Genomic DNA, 15,739 nt, shown 5'->3' with positions numbered 1-15,739 from the left:
GCAATTTATTTTCTTATTAGAATTTTTAAAACAGACTTGACAAAAAGAAGAAATTAATCTTCATGTCCAATCTCCCTGTTATAGGGGACCAGAAGGAGTAAGAGCAGGTTTTTTTAATAAAGATTCGGTTATTTATTTTCTTCTTTATACCTTGTTAAAAATTTAACAGGAATTGCTTAGTCAGAAGTAACACTTAAACAGGCAGATCATGAAAATTAGATATTGCAAAAGCGTAATAAGAAACAATTACGGGTACGGCCTTACCATGATAGGTTTGGGGATTTTTGCTGTTTATATTAATAGTAGTTCAGTTTTCAGTTATCTCTGGATCTTTTTAGGGATTCTTCAGGCAGGAACATCCTACTATCGGCAACGATATCAATACCTTACTATTAAAGAAGACAAACTTATAAGACATACAATAATTCCTAAGAGTATTGCACTTTCAGATATTCGTCGTGTGAAAAAATTCATGGATAGCTATAAGATTGAAACTCACAATCAATCTCTGCGTATTGAGAAGAATTTCATTGAGAAAGAGTCTTTACATAAGCTAAACCTTTTCCTGGAGAATTTTAAACCTAAAGTCTCCGCTACGCTAAGGTAATTGTTGGAAGATGCCTCCCGTAGGCACTCTTATTCACGATCTTTTTTCTGAATTCTGGTATTTCTGAATTTAATCTTCAATGCTGAAATCTTGCAGCTTGAGGTTGAGATAACGATCAAATGCAGCAACTCCATAATTCTTTCCCACTGAATAATTATAAAATTACCAATGAACCCTTCCAGGATTTATGAGACCGAACGGCTTATTCTGCGCCCCACGACCACAGAAGATGCTGCCTTTATTTATGAACTTCTCAATACTCCAAAATGGCTGCAATTTATTGGAGATCGAAATATCACTTCTGTTGAAGAAGCAGAACAATACATAATTGATAAAATGCTGCCTCAACTGGAGCGTCTTGGTTTCTCCAATAATTGCGTAGTTCGTAAAGAGGATGGCGCCAAAATTGGCACCTGCGGACTTTATGACAGGGAGGGAGTTGAAGGACTGGATATAGGATTTGCCTTTTTACCGCAATATGAAAATAAGGGTTACGGTTTTGAAGCCGCGAGTAGAATTTTAAAATTTGCCCTTGAAGAGCTTGGGGTAAGAACAATTGCGGGAATTACTTCAAGAGAAAACCACGCTTCCCAGAAGCTCCTTAAGAAACTAGGATTGGAATTTAGAGGAGAAATTAATTATCCAGATGATCTGGAAAAGAGTTTTTTATTCCGTTTAAACGTACCGGGAGATCATTAATATTTTTTCATTTTTGATCTTTTGGTTTTCTTTATTTTTACAAGACCATTCAAAAATGCCATTTTTGGATGGAATTTATTTATTAAAAAGCTTTAACCATTTCCCCATGAAAAAGATTTTCTTTCTTTCATTTTTATTCTCATGTTATTTTTCGGCTACTGCACAGGTGATGACCCCAGAAAAACTGTGGGCTTTGGAGCGGGTTTCTGCCGTTGGGCTAACTAATGATGCTGAAAAGGTAATTTTCAGGACGCGCTCGTATAGTATTGACGAGAATTCCGGCAGTTCAAAGACTTTTGTTATTCCGGTAAAAGGAGGAGAACCAGAGATGGTCAGGAATATTGACAGCATATATTCAGACGGAAAAGTTTCCCCTTCGGGGACATGGCGGATCCTTCCGAAGGAAGTGGAAGTGGAACCGGTCAAGGGCGTTGATTTTTATCCAGAGCTAAAAAAATCTGAAGTTTACATTTATGACGACCTTAATTACAGGCACTGGGACAAATGGGAAGATGGTCATTACAGCCACCTGTTCCTAAAAGATCTTTCTACCGGCGAAGAGATCGACATCATGGAAGGTGAGCCGCATGATACACCACTTCAACCTTTTGGAGGCCCCGAAGATTATATCTGGAATAATGATGGCACAAAGGTGTATTATGTCTCAAAAAAGGTAAAAGGAAAGGAATATGCTGTGAGTACAAATACAGATATTTATGCCTACGATCTTGCAACAGGAACTACTTCAAATCTTACTGAAGATAACCAGGGTTATGATACCCAGCCTGCTTTTTCTAAAGATGGTGTGCTGGCATGGTTACAAATGGATGAGCCCGGTTATGAAGCAGACAAGAATGATATCATTATTTTACGAGATGGAAAGCAAATTAATCTAACCGAAAACTGGGATGGTACTGTTAGCAGTTTCAAATGGGGGAACGATGGCAAAACAATATATTTTTTAGCACCCGTTTTGGGCACAAAGCAGCTTTATGTGCTGAATACTTCTAAAAAAGGAGTTTCTTCAATCAAACAACTTACAGAAGGACAATTTGATATTACAGGTCTGGTAGGACAGACAGGGAATATAATGGTCGTTTCCAGAACCGATATGAACCAAGCTGCCGAATTATATACTGTGAATTTACAAAACGGGAACCTTACGCAGTTAACCCAGATCAATGATGATTTTTACAACAATATTGAGTTAAGCAGGGTGGAAAAAAGAATGATCCCGACAACAGATGGGAAAGAGATGCTCACCTGGATAATCTACCCTCCCGACTTTGATCCCAATAAAAAATATCCTACTCTTCTATATTTGCAGGGAGGCCCACAATCTCCTCTGTCTCAATTCTATTCTTTTAGATGGAATTTTCAATTAATGGCTGCAAATGGTTATATAGTTGTAGCGCCAAACAGGAGAGGAATGCCCGGTTATGGCGTAGAATGGAATGAGCAGATAAGCGGCGATTGGGGTGGACAGAATATTCAGGATTATTTGTCGGCTATTGATGCAGTTAGTGAGGAGCCTTTTGTAGATAAAGAACGAATTGGTGCTGTGGGGGCCAGCTATGGAGGCTACTCTGTATTCTACCTGGCAGGTATGCACAATAATAGATTTAAATCGTTCATTGCACATGATGGGATCTTCAACACCCGTAGCATGTACGGTACCACCGAAGAACTCTTTTTTGTCAATAAAGACCTTGGTGGACCTTACTGGGAAAAACCTACACCAAGAGCATACACCGATTTCAATCCTATCAATTTTGTAGATAAATGGAATACTCCAATTATGATTGTACAGGGAGGAATAGATTTTCGGGTGCCGGTAGGGCAGGGGCTTGAAGCATTTCAGGCGGCGCAATTGCGGGGCATCAAAAGTAAGCTGCTTTACTTTCCCATGGAAAACCACTGGATCTTGAGCCCACAAAACGCAATTGTTTGGCAGAAGGAATTCTTCAAATGGCTGGAAGAAACACTTAAATAGTTATTTTTAATAGACTAACAGAAATGATTTAGTCTTGAATAAAATATTTTTTTAAATTTATTCTTAAACCCTTACCAGTGGATATAAATATAATTTTTTTGACCTTTGATAATTAATTTATTAAAAATGAAAGTAAGGACCTGCCCAAACTGTGGTTATAAGTATTCTTTTTGGCTGCACCTACGAAAACATTTTTTCCAGAACGTTTTTTCCGCCTGGGACTGCAAGAACTGTGGAGCAAAATTGACTGTTGATGCAAAAAGGAGGATACTTCTTTTAATAATAGGTATTCTGCCGGTTGCCGCACTTCCTATTCTTGCAGATTTTTTTATGGGTTATTATCTTGGAAGCCCTACCAGCTGGACCGTTGCTGTTGTTCTTGTCATTATTTGGGGAACTTTTATTTTTAGTTTGGATCATTTTTATCTTGCTGAAGGTAAAAAGATCAAAGATGTTTAGTTTCTTAAGGGGATAAAGAGCAGATGATTTTAAATTTCGTTTGGCACCGGGAACAATATAACACCATAAATGGATTATCTCGCTTTAGCTCGTGTTCTTCATGTTTTGGCGGTAGTACTATGGATAGGTGGAGTAGCTATGGTCACAACTGTGATCATTCCGGCAGTTAAAAGGATGAAGTCAAAAGAGGAGCAAATGGAGACCTTTGAAAAGATCGAAGGACGCTTTTCTCTGCAGGCCAAAATCACAACTTTGATCACCGCGATCACAGGTTTTTATATGCTGCATCTCTACGGCTGGGACAGGTTGCTCTATCTTAGGTTCTGGTGGATTCATGCCATGATCCTGGTCTGGCTAATTTTCACTATTGTGCTCTTTATTCTCGAACCTTTCATTTTACACAAATTATTCAGGGAATACGCTACTAAAGATCCGGGAAAGGCTTTTAAAATCCTTCATAGTGCGCATTGGGTATTACTCATTTTAAGTCTTGTTACGATACTGGGTGCAGTTGCAGGAAGTCATGGCTGGTATTTCATCAATTAATTAACTAATTTAGTAGAGAACTTTCTTCCTTAGCTAATGACACAATATTATTACTCCGACGGGCTTGAGAAGCATGGGCCCTATTCTCTGGAAGAGTTAAAAGCTAAAAGGATCAACCGAAGGACTCTCGTATGGCACCACCCGCGGGAGAAATGGATTCCGGCGGGAGAATATCCCGAACTGCAGGATTCACTTTCTGAAGATCCACCTCCAATTGAAACCAGGCCTCAATCCCGGGATTACAGGGATGATCTGGGAGATAGAAAACTTCCCCGCACCTGGCTCGTCGAATCTATCCTGGTGACGCTACTTTGTTGTATGCCTTTCGGGATCGCAGGTATTGTTAATGCTGCTAGAGTGGAAACCCGTTATAGCTGCGGTGACTATGAAGGAGCAGTAAGAAGCTCAAAAGAAGCAGGAAAGTGGACCCAAATTGGCTTTTGGATAGGGATTGCTATTGTTGTGTTCTATTTTGCATTCATGGTTTTTGCTATTGCCCTTGATCATTAGTAAATACATAAAATTTGGCGGCCCTGTGCTATTTTTACTTGTGCTGGGAATCGTTTATGCTGCTTTTGATCCTGCATCGAGCACCTTTTTCCCGGCCTGTCCCTTTCATTCCTTTACAGGATTGATGTGTCCCGGCTGCGGCTCTCAGCGGGCGCTGCACCATTTGCTTAACCTTCAGGTTCAAACTGCCTACTCCTATAATCCATTACTGGTCATTTCCCTTCCCTATATTATGGCCGGGACCGTGATCGATCATTATCCTAATCCCCCTCAAAAGCTGCTAAAATGGCGACAATTCTTTTTTGGAAGAACAGCAATCCTGTTGATCCTTTTTGTCATAATTGCTTTTTGGATCCTAAGAAATCTATAACCATGCCTTTCAAAAATATCATTTTTCTGCTGTTTTTTCTTAATGCAATTCCGGGGTTGGCTCAAAATAGTGCCTCTTCCAATGTTTCAACTTTTAAGATAGAAGCGCCTCAGCTCGATACCATAAGAACCATAAGAATTTATCTTCCGGCAGGCTATGAGACGTCACAGGAAAATTACCCGGTGTTGTACATGCATGATGCACAGAATCTCTTCGATACCACCACTGCATTTTCGGGAGAATGGAAAGTAGATGAATTCCTTGATAGTCAAAAAGGGCAAAAAGTGATTGTGGTTGGGATTGACCATGGTGATGAACAGAGAATTGCAGAACTCACTCCCTTTCCAAATGAAAAGTACGGTGGAGGGGAAGGTGCTGCCTATATTGATTTTCTTGTAAAGACTTTAAAACCTTACATAGATAGTAACTTCCGGAGCCTTCCTGAAGCAGAAAACACTGCTGTCATGGGTTCTTCTCTTGGCGGCCTGATCTCTTTTTATGCAGCGCTTGAATATCCCAAAGTTTTTGGGAAAACAGGGGTTTTATCACCTTCCTTTTGGTTTAGTGAAGAGATTTTTAGTTTTGCTGAAGCTTCAGAAATCCCAACAAATTCCCGCTTTTATTTTGTTGCCGGTACTGCCGAGAGTGAGAGCATGATAGCTGATCTTTTAGAAATGAAACAGATCTTGCTGAAGAAAGATCTTTCCGAAGAAAGGCTTCAACTAAAGATTGTGAAAGATGGGGAGCATAATGAGGCATTTTGGAGCCGGGAGTTTCCTGAAGCATTTGAATGGCTTTTCCCAAACCCCGGGCGCGATCAATAATGTGGTTCAAAAATAGTATTTTTGAAGGTGCCCGAGTAGCAGCCTAATCAAAATCTCAACAATTTGCCACGACCCCAACGATCTTTGGAACCCAATAAATACAAATTTCGGGAGAGTTTTGTTTCCCTCAAATTTGTGCCGAGGTTCTTCAGGGAGATAAGAAAAGTCAATCCGAAACTATTTTATCTCAATATATTATGTCGGCTCATAAATGCTGTTCTCCCGGTGCTTATGCTATGGGTGGGGAAATTGATCATCGACGAAGTTGTGCTGCAAATTGGTGCCGATGTAAAGGATCTTGACCGACTTTGGGTTTTGGTCGCCGCTGAATTTTTGCTGGCGGTATTATCAGATCTCCTCAATCGGGGAATAAACCTGATCGATGCGTTGCTTGGAGATCAATATTCGATCGATACTTCTGTGCGGATCATCAAGAAAACATCAGAAGTTAATCTCGATGAGCTGGAAGATTCAGAATTCTATGATAAGCTGGAAAGGGCCAGGCAGCAAACTACGGGTAGAGTAGGTCTCATGTCAAATATCCTTACCCAGGCCGAAGATATTATTGTTATTGTTTCGTTGTTAATAGGAGTTGTGGCTTTTGAACCCTGGCTAATCATCCTGCTGGTGGTTTCGATCATTCCCACAATGATCAATGAAGTGAAATTTAGTGGTACCAGTTACTCTCTTGCCCGAAGCTGGACACAAGAGCGGCGTGAACTTGATTACCTTCGATACGCCGGCGCCAGTGATGTAACTGCCAAGGAGGTGAAACTTTTTGGTCTTTCTGAATATATTGCGGACAGATTCAAAGGATTATCTCAGCGTTATTATGCACAGAGCAAGCAGCTGGCAAAACAAAGGGCCGGCTGGGGCTCATTTTTTAATGTCATTGGAACTTCAGCTTACTACGCGGCTTATGTTCTTATTATTTTTAGAACGGTAGTCGGAATTTTTTCCCTGGGGGATCTTACCTTTCTCGCAGGATCTTTTAACCGGCTAAGGCAAAAGCTGCAGGGATTTTTTACCCGCTTTACTATAATTACCGAAACAGCGCTGTACCTTCAGGATTACTTCGATTTTCTGGATCTTAGTTACCATAAACCAACTGCTGGCGGGCAACCCCTTCCAAAGGTGATCAAGGACGGATTCGAGTTTATTAATGTCGGGTTTAAATATCCAAAATCGGAAAGATGGGTAGTGAGAAATATTAATTTCAAGCTGAAGGCAGGGGAGAAACTGGCTTTTGTTGGAGAGAATGGTGCGGGTAAAACAACTTTGATCAAACTCCTGCTCCAGTTTTATGAGCCCACAGAAGGAGAGATACGGCTGGATGGAGTTCCCATTCAACAATACGATAGAACGGCATATCAAAAGTATTTTGGAGTGATCTTTCAGGATTTTGTGAAGTTTGAGCTTACCTTGAGGGAGAACATAGCCATGGGAGAGATCACAGAGATCGAAGACCAGGAGAGGATAGAAGGGGCTGCCTCAAAAAGTCTTGCAGACCAGGTAGTGAGCGAACTTCCTTTTGGATACGATCAACAGTTGGGGAAGCGGTTTAAGCAGGGAAAAGATCTTTCGGGAGGACAGTGGCAAAAAATAGCGATTGCGAGGGCTTATATGAAAGATGCCGAAGTTCTTATCCTGGATGAACCAACCTCGGCCCTTGATGCACGTGCCGAGACTGAGGCCTTTGACAGGTTTATTAAACTTACCGCAGGCAAAACTGCGGTGATCATCTCTCACAGATTCAGTACCGTAAGAATAGCCGACAGGATCATGGTTTTAAAGGATGGGGCTGTACTGGAGATTGGAACCCATGAGGAGCTCATGGAAAATAATCAGTTATATTCAGAACTTTTCAATTTACAGGCCGCAGGTTATAAATAGAAGTGTAGAAAACGAAGAGAATAGATCCCTAAAAAATTTTCAATAAAATTTCTTCTTAAAAAATGCATTTTGGAGTAACTTTTCTGTGAATTTACGTCAAACCTGTAAGTAGATTCTTAAAAGATGAAGTTAGAGGAAGCCATTCAAAGGTTAGACCGTTCTACGGGAGTGCCCGGCTCAGGAAAGTCAATAAAAATTAAGCAGCGTTTCAGCAATATTTTACAGGAGGTGAAGTATAAGGATCTACCTTCAGAACAACTTACACTTCTTGAACAGGAACTGGATTTAATTTTTTCGGGAGTTGATTTGGAGGCTGAAAAAATAGAAAAGCATCTGCAATTAAGCCTTAAAGGTTTGCTCAAGTTCCTCCGCAAAAAATTAGCTCTGGTGCCCGAAGGTTATTGTGCTATGTATGGGATGCGATTTGGACTTGCAGCAGGTTTTCTCCTATTGCCAATCCTTCTTGTTTTTATCGACTCAGTCTTAAAATACTATAGTCCCCTTAGCGGATTACTTTTAGGAGTGATGATTGGTTCGATATGCGACCGAAGGCGCAAAGCCAGGGGAAAGGCGCTTCTTACCAGAATGGTATAATTTCCCAAAAATGTCATTTTCTAAAGCTCTTTATTTTGCAGCCATTCTTCCACCACCTGGAATAAGGGAGCAGGTTCTTGAATTAAAACTGGAGATGAAAGAGAAATTTGAGACTTTGCACGCATTGAAACTACCAGCTCATATCACCCTTGTACCTCCCGTATGGCTGGAAAATAACCAGGAACAATTATTTATTGATGCTGTTAGAATTGTTACTAAAAAAACAGCCTTGTTTCCTGTGGAACTAAAGGATTTTGGCCATTTTGGACAGCGTGTAATATTTATCAATGCTGTTAATCCCAGGCATCTGAAGGAATTTCATAAAAATCTCCTTGATTCCCTTACGCAATTTCTCCCCAATAAAAGTGAAAATTTGCATCCACACATGACAATTGCAACAAGGGACCTTTCCAGGCAGAATTTTAAAAAGGCATGGAAGGAATATAAAGACAGATCCTTTTCAGCTGAATTTAATGCTGAATCCCTAACGATCCTAAAACACAATGGGAAAACATGGGATATTTTTGAAACCTTTTTACTTAAAAAGTAAATTGGCAACAACCTTAATTTTAGTCGGGAACCTGGTCTTAACAATATTTTATAAGCGGTAGACTCTCTTTTCCATAGGATTCGGGCTAATTTAGAGGATCATCCAAAGTATATCCATGAGTTATCCTCTTCAAAATTTCTGGTTTTTACTTTTCCTGGTGGGTACTTTTACTGTCCTTCCTTTACAGGCACAGGATTCCCCTGAAGTAGACATAGGCGGAGCCTTGCGTTTCAATTACAACCTTTCCTCCTGGAAACCCGAACAAAAGGACAGGGGTGGGGATTTTGGTTATGACATGTTCAGGATCAATGCGGTTGCTGCTTACCAGGGAATCTATGTCAATGCCGAATTCCGTCATTATTCCGAAGCTTTTGGAGGAGGGATGCTTAAACAGGGCTGGTTCGGTTATAAATTCAATGAGAGCGAGGAGCTGCAGGTCGGCCTTACACAGGTGCCTTTTGGAATACAGCAATACAATTCTCACAACTGGTTCTTTAACCTGGGCTACTATATGGGGCTGGAGGATGATCACGATATGGGCATAAAATATATGAACCTCGGTGAGAAATGGGAATACCAGGTGGCCTACTTTAAAAATGCCGAAGAACTGAGGTTCGGCGATGCTTCCGCGATTTCCGCCAGCAGGTATTCTTATGACGTGGCCGGGAATAATAAAGAGGTGCACCAGGGAAATTTAAAACTACTCTACAAGTGGGGGGACAGCCTGCAGTCCCGTATTGGAGCTTCTGCCCAATACGGCGGACTCTACAACATCAATACCAAAGAGACCGGAGATCACTACGCTCTTGCCGTACACTACGAAGCCGATTACAAGCTTTGGAACCTGAAGACCGAAGCTATGATCGTTGCCCATAATCCCGAAAATGAGGAAGGAGTTTCAGAAGACATCATCACCATGGCTGCTTATGGCGCACCATATGAAGTTGCAGCCAATTTTAACCTGTACACCCTAGCTATCGCCCGCAATGTGCCGGTGAATTGGGGACCGGTTTCCAATTTGCAGTTCTACAATGACTTCGGCTACATGCAGAAAGAGGAAAATTCATTTGAAGATTCTTTTATGAATGTGACGGGGATTTTGGTGACAGCGGGCAACCTTTATACATATATAGACTATGCCGCAGGATACAACCATTCCTGGTTGGGCGGAAATTTTGTGGATGATTTTGCCGCAGGAAATCCCGATGCGAAGTGGGAGGCGAGGTTCAATATTAATTTTGGGTACTATTTTTAAGCCCCGAACAACTTTAAAATTCAACGACTATGGCTAAAAAGATCGTAAGAAGTGATGAACGAAAATCCATTATGGGCCTTGACGTTAATGGTCCGGTATTTTTTACTTCTTCTATTATCATCATCATAAGTATCGCTTTAACCCTCATTTTTGAGGAGCAGGCCGAAGGAGTTTTTAAATCGATCCAGAATTTTGTAGCCAACACCGGGGGCTGGTTCTTCGTGCTATGCGTTAACATTTATCTGGTTTTTGTGCTGTACCTGGCCTTCAGCAAATTCGGAAATATTAGAATAGGAGGGAAGGATGCCAAACCCGAGTTCAAAACCATCTCCTGGTTTGCCATGCTTTTTAGTGCGGGAATGGGAATTGGGCTGCTCTTTTGGAGTATTGCCGAACCTATCACACATTTTATGAATCCGCCGCTTACAGAGGGTGGAACCCCGGCGGCGGCCCAGGAGGCTATGAATTTTACCTTTTTACACTGGGGATTCCATGCCTGGGGGATCTATGCTCTGGTAGGACTTTCCCTGGCTTACTTCACTTATTCCCATGGTTTACCGCTCACGATACGGTCGGTTTTTTACCCGGTGCTGGGAGACAAGATCTACGGAAAAAGAGGTGATCTCATTGATATCTTTGCAGTACTGGCTACCCTATTTGGCCTGGCAACCTCACTTGGTTTGGGAGTACAACAGATAGCCGCAGGGCTTGCCCACGTTTTTGGGGTTGACAGCGGAATCGTAACCCAGGTGAGCCTTATTGCCGGGATCACCGCTATTGCTACCATCTCTGTGGTGCTGGGCGTGGATAAAGGAGTGAAATTCCTGAGTGAATGGAACATGAGGATAGCAATTCTACTCTTACTGCTTGTAGTGGTACTGGGGCCAACGATCTTCATTTTCCAGTCCTTCGTGCAGAACACAGGGAATTATTTTTTCAGCTTTTTAGAGATCTCCTCCTGGACCGAGAGCTATACCGGGAATGACTGGCAGAATGCCTGGACAGTCTTTTACTGGGGGTGGTGGATCGCCTGGTCACCTTTTGTTGGGATGTTCATCGCGCGGATATCAAAAGGAAGAAGCATCAGGGAATTTATATTAGGTGTGCTTATTGTGCCATCGCTCATAACATTTTTCTGGATCTCTGCTTTTGGAAGCACCTCCATACAGCAGGCGCTTTTAGGAGACGATACCATCATTAATGCAGTTGATGATAATGTCGCTACCGCACTCTTCGTTTTCCTGGAGGACTTTCCTTTCTCGGCAGTTCTTAATATTATTGGAGTGATCCTGATCGCCGGTTTTTTTGTCACCTCTTCCGACTCTGGATCATTAGTGGTTGACAGCCTTACTTCGGGCGGAAAGATCGATGCTCCTGTAGGACAGCGTATCTTCTGGGCAGTGGCCGAAGGTGCTGTTGCAGCCGTCCTTCTTATAGGCGGGGGATTGCAGGCGCTGCAGACGGCTTCTATAGTCACGGGGCTGCCTTTTGCTTTTATCCTGCTTTTCATGTGCTATTCGCTTTACACCGGTGTGCGGGATGAATATCTAAAAGCCGAAGAGAAAAAAGCCCAGAAGGAACTGGAGAGCTATGAAGAAGTTATTTCAAACCTTATTAAAAAAAGAGGAGGAAACCATAAAGAAAATCAGTCATGAAAAAGATCAAAAATATTCTCGTCGCTCTGGATCTTTCAGCTATAGATGAAAAACTCATCACCTACGCATCCTTTATTGCTGAAAGGCTGAAGGCGGAGAATGTGTATTTTGTACACAACATCAAGAAATATGAAATCTCCAAACTTTTTGAAGAACATCTTAAAGATGTGAACCTGGATGAGGTGATCGGAGATGAATTGAATGAGAAGGTAAAGACGTATTTTTCTGCATCAGCCAATTGGGAAGTACTCATTTCAGAAGATCCTTACAGCGAAACTTTACTCAAATATATTGTCGATAAGTACAGGATAGATCTCGCCATTGTGGGTAATAAAAAGCATGAAAAAGGGACCGGAGTAGTAAGTGGAAAACTTTTACGCTTGTTAAAGTGCGATCTCCTGGCGATACCGGCAACCGCAAAGGAGAAGCTGAATGTTATCTGGGCAGGAACCGATTTTTCCCATGATTCCCGGAAGGTTTTCAGGGTCACTAAAGACCTGCAGGAAGGACATAATGGGGATCTAAAAGTGGTACATGTCTACAGCGTGCCTGTACAGTTCTCTCCCTATGTTTCCCCAGAATCAATGGGGCCAAAAGTGGAAAAACACGTAAAGGAGAAATTTGAGAAGTTCCTGAAGAAGCTCGACTATTCTCAACCTATTGAACCGCTTATCTTCATGGGAAGGGAATCGGGAGCCGCGCAAAAGATCATGACCAACCTTCGAAATTCAGAAGTAGATATGCTGGTGGTGTCAGACAAAGGCGGAAACACCTTTTCTCCCTTTGCTGTAGGTACGGTGACCGAGGAGCTGTTCAATGCCAACCTTGATGTTCCCTTATGGGTGGTTAAATAGCTATAAAGGGATCCGGGGATAATTCTGTATCTCTTTTTCTTCGTCTCCATTGATTCGCACAATACGGCTGGGGTGGTGCTCCTGTGCAATTTCCCGGGCTTTTTGCACAGCATCTTCCTCTTTTTGGAAAGTTTGAACAAGCTTATTCTTATGGTCCAGAACCTGCCAGCTGCCTCCGTTGGATTCCTTTTGGACCCGGTAGGTACGCTCCCTAATAACCTCTTCTTTATTCTTCACAAGCTCAAGGATCATCTTTCCATCGCTGTAATTACCTCCGGGATAGATCATGGGCAGCAGGGCAAAGAACACATAGTACATGGAAAAATACGTGAACTGGTAGGTGATCATGCCCGTCTCCAGGAATTTATTCTCTACAAGTAAGATCACTGCAATAGTGCTTAACAAATTAAAAAGCGCACCTCCCGAAAAGATCAGGATATTCGCCAGTTTCTCTTTGCGTTCAATATTCTCAAAAGTACAGAAGCCGTACCAAAAATAATATTGACGAATTTCAATGATGCCTTTGGTAAAAACAGGTTTTCCACTTCCAACAACGACCCGAATGTTCTTGGCGCCCATGAGCCATGCAAATAATACATGCCCTGCTTCATGTACTATTGAAATAACAGGCAGGACCAGGAAAAAGGCGAGCAGGAATTTAGGGATATCATTTATTCCAAACATAGAAAATAATCATTAGGGTTATAATTTATGAAATTCAAGGTTTAGGATTCTTAAAATCCATTGAAATTTATTGTGGAAATTAAATGAGGGAACAATTGTATAAGCCTTTTACATTAAAAAGAAATTTTTGTTCACGTTATTAATGATTTTGTAATGAAAATTTATACGAATCCTACCGGCTTAAAGCAGAATTTATAGGAGGGAATTCGATAAATTTGAAGTAAGTAAAGTTTAAAGAATGCATTTTCCGTTACTTCAGGACATTGTGGTATTATTGGGTTTTTCAGTAGTGGTAGTACTTCTGTTGCAACGCCTCCGAATTCCTTCTATTCTCGGTTTTTTAATTACGGGGATCATAATAGGACCATTTAGTTTCGGATTAATTGAAAATCCCGAACAGGTTGAGATCTTATCTGAGATTGGGGTCATTCTTTTAATGTTTGTCATTGGGATGGAGCTTTCCATAAAACAGCTGGCTTCCATGAAGCGCACTGTATTCTATGGAGGATTCATGCAGGTTGGTATTAGTATCATAGTTACCGGACTAATTTTCTACCTTCTGGGTTTTGCCTGGAACGAATCTGTATTTATCGGCTTTCTATTTTCTCTGTCGAGCACGGCAATAGTGCTAAAGATTTTGCAGGACCGTAATGAGATCACTGCACCACATGGCCGTACGGCCCTTGGAATCCTTATTTTTCAGGATCTTATCGTGGTTCCAATGATGCTGGTAACTCCCATCATGGCAGGAGGTTCTGGCAATCTCCTGAATGAAATCTTTTTTTTGTTATTGAAAAGTGCCCTGGTAATTGCCTTTACCTATTTAAGTGCCAAATACATCGTGCCACGGGTTATGTACCTTATAGCAAAAACCCGGAGTAAAGAGTTGTTCCTGCTTTCAACAATAGCACTCTGTTTTACTGTAGCTTTTATAACGGCTTCTGCCGGTTTATCACTCGCCTTCGGAGCTTTTCTCGCCGGATTGATTATTTCTGAATCTGATTATAGCCATCAGGCCACAAGTACCATCTTACCTTTTAGAGAGCTTTTCATCAGTTTTTTCTTCATCTCAATAGGGATGCTGCTTGACCTGCAATTCTTTTTAAAGAATGCCGGAATTGTGCTTTTAATGGTACTTATAGTACTCATAGTAAAAGGTGGTGTGGTTGCCTTTGCCGTGGCTGCATTAAAATATCCTTTAAGAACGATTCTCCTAACATCAATGGCTTTGTTCCAGGTAGGGGAGTTTGCTTTTATTTTATCGAGGATTGGGATTGAGAGCGGGTTACTATCTCCAGAAATGAATCAATACTTCCTTTCAGTTTCAGTATTTACCATGTTTCTTACTCCCTTCATTATTATGTTTTCAGGGAAAATATCGAATTATTTACTGAGGCCTCTTTATATGAGAACAGGTAGCAGTACATCAATTTCTGAGAATGAAACTCAAAATGAACTGGAAAATCACCTGTTAATAATTGGATACGGAATCAATGGAACAAATTTGGCCAGAGCAGCTAAATATGCAGAAATACCCTATTTGATTCTGGAGCTAAATGCGCAGATAGTAAGACATGAGAAGGCAAAAGGGGAGCCTATAATTTATGGAGACGCAGTTCAGGAGCACATGCTTGATTCGGTAAATGTCAAAAAGGCGAGGGTAGTGGTTGTGGCAATATCAGATCCACAAGCTACCAAGGCTATAGTTTCAAATATTCGGCATCTATCTCCATCGGTTTATATTGTTGTAAGAACAAGATACGTGAAGGAAATTCAGCCGCTGCTTGCGCTGGGAGCAGATGAAGTCATTCCTGAAGAATTCGAAACTTCAATTGAAATCTTTTCAAGGGTTCTTACCAATTATCTTGTGCCAATAGATGAATTAGAAAACCTGGTAGATTCTGTTAGAGCAGACAATTACCAGGTATTTCAATCCAGAAAAACCGTGCATACCTTTAACTCTTCTGCTATACCCGATTTCAAAATAAGTTGTGTGCGGGTTTTAGCCGATAGTGGACCAGTAGTAGGTAAAACTATTGAAGAAGTGGATGTTCGCCGAAATTACGGAGTAAATATTCTCGCCGTTTCAAGGAAAGGAGAAATGATCAAAAATGTGTTTCCCAATGTCAAACTTTTGCAAAATGACAGGGTATTTATTAGTGGAGATCAGGAGCATATAGATGCTTTTTTTAAAGCGGTAAATTAGAGATGGCTGCCAAGTAGGTGACAGCCATCTCAGTTCTACA

Annotated in this window: 16 protein-coding genes; 15 read left to right on the top strand and 1 reads right to left on the bottom strand. The window is 41.3% G+C overall.

The window, feature by feature from the left end:
- Nucleotides 1-208 precede the first annotated feature (208 nt).
- The 14 genes from OU683_RS08510 (at nucleotide 209) to OU683_RS08445 (ending at nucleotide 12,809) form a co-directional block, all read left to right on the top strand.
- Nucleotides 209-607: a hypothetical protein gene (locus OU683_RS08510; protein ID WP_268137199.1), complete on the top strand. Its 399-nt coding sequence runs from the start codon at nucleotides 209-211 to the stop codon at nucleotides 605-607.
- A 168-nt stretch (nucleotides 608-775) separates the two neighbouring features.
- The gene (locus tag OU683_RS08505; protein ID WP_268137197.1) at nucleotides 776-1,306 is read left to right on the top strand and encodes a GNAT family N-acetyltransferase; all 531 of its coding nucleotides are present in this window, start codon (nucleotides 776-778) and stop codon (nucleotides 1,304-1,306) included.
- A 106-nt stretch (nucleotides 1,307-1,412) separates the two neighbouring features.
- Nucleotides 1,413-3,299 (top strand): S9 family peptidase, encoded by a 1,887-nt coding sequence (locus OU683_RS08500; protein ID WP_268137195.1) that lies wholly within the window; start codon nucleotides 1,413-1,415, stop codon nucleotides 3,297-3,299.
- Nucleotides 3,300-3,425: 126 nt separating this feature from the next.
- Nucleotides 3,426-3,758 carry a hypothetical protein gene (locus OU683_RS08495; protein WP_268137193.1) on the top strand — a complete coding sequence of 111 codons (333 nt, stop codon included), beginning with the start codon at nucleotides 3,426-3,428 and terminating at the stop codon, nucleotides 3,756-3,758.
- A gap of 69 nt (nucleotides 3,759-3,827) precedes the next feature.
- Nucleotides 3,828-4,304, top strand: a complete 477-nt coding sequence (locus OU683_RS08490; RefSeq protein ID WP_268137191.1) for a hypothetical protein — start codon at nucleotides 3,828-3,830, stop codon at nucleotides 4,302-4,304.
- 36 nt (nucleotides 4,305-4,340) lie between these two features.
- Nucleotides 4,341-4,814 (top strand): CD225/dispanin family protein, encoded by a 474-nt coding sequence (locus tag OU683_RS08485; protein ID WP_268137189.1) that lies wholly within the window; start codon nucleotides 4,341-4,343, stop codon nucleotides 4,812-4,814.
- Nucleotides 4,815-4,839: 25 nt separating this feature from the next.
- Nucleotides 4,840-5,184, top strand: coding sequence for a DUF2752 domain-containing protein (locus OU683_RS08480; RefSeq protein ID WP_268137187.1), 345 nt, complete (start codon nucleotides 4,840-4,842; stop codon nucleotides 5,182-5,184).
- A gap of 2 nt (nucleotides 5,185-5,186) precedes the next feature.
- A complete protein-coding gene (locus OU683_RS08475) occupies nucleotides 5,187-6,008 on the top strand; it encodes an alpha/beta hydrolase (RefSeq protein WP_268137185.1) in 822 nt (273 codons plus the stop codon).
- A gap of 63 nt (nucleotides 6,009-6,071) precedes the next feature.
- Nucleotides 6,072-7,901 (top strand): ABC transporter ATP-binding protein, encoded by a 1,830-nt coding sequence (locus OU683_RS08470; protein WP_268137183.1) that lies wholly within the window; start codon nucleotides 6,072-6,074, stop codon nucleotides 7,899-7,901.
- 123 nt (nucleotides 7,902-8,024) lie between these two features.
- Complete coding sequence (locus tag OU683_RS08465; protein ID WP_268137181.1) at nucleotides 8,025-8,495, top strand: hypothetical protein; 471 nt, start codon at nucleotides 8,025-8,027, stop codon at nucleotides 8,493-8,495.
- Between the two features lie 10 nt (nucleotides 8,496-8,505).
- On the top strand, nucleotides 8,506-9,045 hold the full coding sequence (locus OU683_RS08460) for a 2'-5' RNA ligase family protein (RefSeq protein ID WP_268137179.1): 540 nt from the start codon (nucleotides 8,506-8,508) through the stop codon (nucleotides 9,043-9,045).
- Nucleotides 9,046-9,160: 115 nt separating this feature from the next.
- Nucleotides 9,161-10,300, top strand: coding sequence for a hypothetical protein (locus OU683_RS08455; protein ID WP_268137177.1), 1,140 nt, complete (start codon nucleotides 9,161-9,163; stop codon nucleotides 10,298-10,300).
- Nucleotides 10,301-10,329: 29 nt separating this feature from the next.
- Nucleotides 10,330-11,955: a BCCT family transporter gene (locus tag OU683_RS08450; RefSeq protein ID WP_268137175.1), complete on the top strand. Its 1,626-nt coding sequence runs from the start codon at nucleotides 10,330-10,332 to the stop codon at nucleotides 11,953-11,955.
- Complete coding sequence (locus tag OU683_RS08445) at nucleotides 11,952-12,809, top strand: universal stress protein (RefSeq protein ID WP_268137173.1); 858 nt, start codon at nucleotides 11,952-11,954, stop codon at nucleotides 12,807-12,809. The genes OU683_RS08450 and OU683_RS08445 overlap by 4 nt, the downstream gene beginning before the upstream one ends.
- Here the strand turns inward: OU683_RS08445 and OU683_RS08440 are convergent, their stop codons facing one another.
- Entirely contained in the window at nucleotides 12,810-13,493 is a 684-nt protein-coding gene (locus OU683_RS08440) for a site-2 protease family protein (RefSeq protein WP_268137171.1), read from the bottom strand.
- A 238-nt stretch (nucleotides 13,494-13,731) separates the two neighbouring features.
- On the opposite strand from OU683_RS08440, the gene OU683_RS08435 reads away from it, so the two are divergent.
- The gene (locus OU683_RS08435) at nucleotides 13,732-15,699 is read left to right on the top strand and encodes a monovalent cation:proton antiporter family protein (protein WP_268137168.1); all 1,968 of its coding nucleotides are present in this window, start codon (nucleotides 13,732-13,734) and stop codon (nucleotides 15,697-15,699) included.
- Nucleotides 15,700-15,739 lie beyond the last annotated feature (40 nt).

The sequence above is a fragment of the Salinimicrobium sp. TH3 genome (assembly GCF_026676115.1).
GTDB lineage: Bacteria > Bacteroidota > Bacteroidia > Flavobacteriales > Flavobacteriaceae > Salinimicrobium.
Note: the sequence above shows the minus strand (reverse complement) of the source record. Positions and strands in the feature narration are given on the sequence as shown.

Bases quoted from the DNA above. Each gene is read 5' to 3' on its own strand.
- OU683_RS08460 (WP_268137179.1), top strand. From the start codon at position 8,506: ATGTCATTTTCTAAAGCTCTTTATTTTGCAGCCATTCTTCCACCACCT.
- OU683_RS08505 (WP_268137197.1), top strand. From the start codon at position 776: ATGAACCCTTCCAGGATTTATGAGACCGAACGGCTTATTCTGCGCCCC.
- OU683_RS08495 (WP_268137193.1), top strand. From the start codon at position 3,426: ATGAAAGTAAGGACCTGCCCAAACTGTGGTTATAAGTATTCTTTTTGG.
- OU683_RS08485 (WP_268137189.1), top strand. From the start codon at position 4,341: ATGACACAATATTATTACTCCGACGGGCTTGAGAAGCATGGGCCCTAT.
- OU683_RS08435 (WP_268137168.1), top strand. From the start codon at position 13,732: ATGCATTTTCCGTTACTTCAGGACATTGTGGTATTATTGGGTTTTTCA.
- OU683_RS08450 (WP_268137175.1), top strand. From the start codon at position 10,330: ATGGCTAAAAAGATCGTAAGAAGTGATGAACGAAAATCCATTATGGGC.
- OU683_RS08465 (WP_268137181.1), top strand. From the start codon at position 8,025: ATGAAGTTAGAGGAAGCCATTCAAAGGTTAGACCGTTCTACGGGAGTG.
- OU683_RS08440 (WP_268137171.1), bottom strand. From the start codon at position 13,493: ATGTTTGGAATAAATGATATCCCTAAATTCCTGCTCGCCTTTTTCCTG.
- OU683_RS08455 (WP_268137177.1), top strand. From the start codon at position 9,161: ATGAGTTATCCTCTTCAAAATTTCTGGTTTTTACTTTTCCTGGTGGGT.
- OU683_RS08490 (WP_268137191.1), top strand. From the start codon at position 3,828: ATGGATTATCTCGCTTTAGCTCGTGTTCTTCATGTTTTGGCGGTAGTA.
- OU683_RS08445 (WP_268137173.1), top strand. From the start codon at position 11,952: ATGAAAAAGATCAAAAATATTCTCGTCGCTCTGGATCTTTCAGCTATA.
- OU683_RS08475 (WP_268137185.1), top strand. From the start codon at position 5,187: ATGCCTTTCAAAAATATCATTTTTCTGCTGTTTTTTCTTAATGCAATT.
- OU683_RS08510 (WP_268137199.1), top strand. From the start codon at position 209: ATGAAAATTAGATATTGCAAAAGCGTAATAAGAAACAATTACGGGTAC.
- OU683_RS08500 (WP_268137195.1), top strand. From the start codon at position 1,413: ATGAAAAAGATTTTCTTTCTTTCATTTTTATTCTCATGTTATTTTTCG.